The organism is Acidovorax sp. HMWF018, assembly GCF_003061035.1.
Taxonomy (GTDB): Bacteria; Pseudomonadota; Gammaproteobacteria; order Burkholderiales; family Burkholderiaceae_C; genus Acidovorax; species Acidovorax delafieldii.
Window position 1 is genome coordinate 1 of sequence record NZ_QAIM01000133.1, and the last position, 2321, is coordinate 2321.

The 2321-nt window shown below is 66.2% G+C and carries 3 protein-coding genes; 1 reads left to right on the forward strand and 2 read right to left on the reverse strand.

All coding sequences use genetic code 11. The features are described 5' to 3' along the window. Nucleotides 1-18 precede the first annotated feature (18 nt). Entirely contained in the window at nucleotides 19-801 is a 783-nt protein-coding gene (locus DBR23_RS05160; RefSeq protein WP_056057212.1) for a crotonase/enoyl-CoA hydratase family protein, read from the reverse strand. 160 nt (nucleotides 802-961) lie between these two features. On the opposite strand from DBR23_RS05160, the gene DBR23_RS05165 reads away from it, so the two are divergent. Next, nucleotides 962-1849, forward strand: coding sequence for an amidohydrolase family protein (locus DBR23_RS05165; RefSeq protein ID WP_056057215.1), 888 nt, complete (start codon nucleotides 962-964; stop codon nucleotides 1847-1849). A 42-nt stretch (nucleotides 1850-1891) separates the two neighbouring features. Here DBR23_RS05165 and DBR23_RS05170 read toward each other — a convergent pair whose 3' ends face one another. Continuing rightward, nucleotides 1892-2311: a MarR family winged helix-turn-helix transcriptional regulator gene (locus DBR23_RS05170; RefSeq protein ID WP_108497524.1), complete on the reverse strand. Its 420-nt coding sequence runs from the start codon at nucleotides 2309-2311 to the stop codon at nucleotides 1892-1894. Nucleotides 2312-2321 lie beyond the last annotated feature (10 nt).

Consider the following 2321-nt stretch of genomic DNA (forward strand, 5'->3'; position numbering starts at 1 on the left):
GGGTGACTGGGGGCGGGCTCAGTCCTTGCGGACCTTGGCGGCGCGGCCTTCCAGGAAGTCGGCGAGGCGGGACTTGGCTTCGGGGGCGCTCTGGGCGATGGCGGCCATCATGGCTTCGGTGAAGAAGCCCTGGTCGGCGGGCTGCTCGGCAATGCGGGGCAGGGCGTGCATCAGCGCGTAGTTGGTCAGCGGCGCGTTCTGCGCCACGCGCACGGCCAGCTCAAAGGCCTTGTCAAAGGCCTGGCCTTCGGGCACGAGGTACTGGGCAAAGCCGACCTTCTCGCCGTCCTGCGCGTTGTAGACGCGGCCGGTGAGCATCATGTCCGTCATGCGCGCAGCGCCGATGAGCTTGGGGATGCGCACCGCGCCGCCGCCGCCCACGAAGATGCCGCGCGAGCCTTCGGGCAGCGCGTAGAAGGTGGATTCGTCGGCCACGCGGATATGGCAGGCGCTGGCCAGCTCCAGCCCGCCGCCCACCACGGCGCCATGCAGCGCAGCGATGACCGGCACGGGGCCGTACTGCACACGCTCCAGCGCGGCGTGCCACATGCGCGAGTGGTGCAGGCCCTGGCCGGCGTCACGCTCTTTGAGCTCCGACAGGTCCAGACCGGCGCAGAAATGGGGGCCGTCGCCATCGATGACGGCCGCGCGCACGGTGCTGGGCATTTTCTCGAACAGGTCGCGCAGCGCGAGGATCAGGCCGTCGTTCAGCGCGTTGCGCTTGGCCGCACGGGTCAGGCGGATCACGGCCACTTCCTGGTGGTCGCCGCGCAGCTCGAAATGGATGTCTGGATGGGTCATAGAGGCTTTCGTGTTGGTTGAATTGTGGTTATAGTTCATAACCAATTCAAGCAAGCCAAGCCCGTTTTTTATTGGTGTTTACCCTTGATCTGCGTCACGCGCCGTGGCGCATGCTGAGGGTTTGACGCTGCACCGGCGGGCGCCAACCCAGGAGACACGCATGGACCACGCCAATCTGATCGCCATCGACATCCACACCCACGCCGAGGTGAGCTGCTGGAACCCGTTTGACAACTACGGCGAGGAGTACGACCGCGCCGCCGACAAATACTTCAAGAACGGCCGCCGCCCCACCATCGCCGAGACGGTGGCCTACTACCGCGAGCAGAAGATTGGCCTGGTGATGTTCACCGTGGACGCCGAGTCCAAGATGGGCCGCCGCCGCATCCCCAACGAAGAGATCGCCGAGGCCGCCAAGGCCAACAGCGACATGATGACGGCCTTCGCCAGCATCGACCCCCACAAGGGCAAGATGGGCGCGCGCGAAGCCCGCCGCCTGATCGAGGAGTTCGGCATCAAGGGCTTCAAGTTCCACCCCACGGTGCAGGCCTACCACCCCTACGACAAGATGGCCTGGCCCATCTACGAGGTGATCGCCGAATACGGCATGCCCGCCATCTTTCACACCGGTCACAGCGGCATCGGCAGCGGCATGCGCTGCGGCGGCGGCCTGCGGCTGGAGTACAGCAACCCCATGCACCTGGACGATGTGGCCATCGACTTCCCTGACATGCAGATCGTCATGGCCCACCCCAGCTTTCCGTGGCAGGACGAGGCGCTGTCGGTCGCCACGCACAAGCCCAATGTATGGATCGACCTGTCGGGCTGGAGTCCCAAGTATTTTCCGAAGCAGCTGGTGCAGTACGCCAACACGCTGCTCAAGGACCGCGTGCTGTTCGGCAGCGACTACCCGCTGATCACCCCCGAGCGCTGGATGAAGGACTTCCAGGAAGCGGGCTTCAAGCCCGAGGTGATGCCCGGCATCCTGAAGGGCAACGCGGTGCGCTTGCTGGGGCTGGACAAGGCCCCGGCAGCGCCGGCCGCCTGATACGCATCCGGGCCTCTTGTGGCCGGCTGAGCGGCCGCTGGATCAGTCGTAGACTTTTTGCAGCAGCCGGATCAGCGTCTTGCGCTCGGCCGCCGTCAGGCGGTTGGTGGCGTCTTCTTCCAGTTGCGCGGCCGTCTGCTCGGCCTGCGCCGTCAGTTCCACCCCGGCGGGCGTCAGGTGCACGCCCATGGCGCGCCCATCGCTCGGGTGTGGGCGCCGCTCGATCAGGCCGCGCCGTTCCAGCGCGGCAATCAAGCCCACCATGTTGGGCGGCAGCACGCTGAGCGTGGCGCACAGCTGGCGCGAGGTGATGCCCGGGTTGTGCGCCACCAGCGACAGTACCGAGAAATCCACCACCTTCAGGTCGTACACGGCCATGCGTTCCATGAACACGGCAATGATGGACAGCGCCGCGCGCCGCGTGTTGTAGCCCACCAGCGTGCGCAAAAAGCCGGTGTCCACGGGCTCGTTG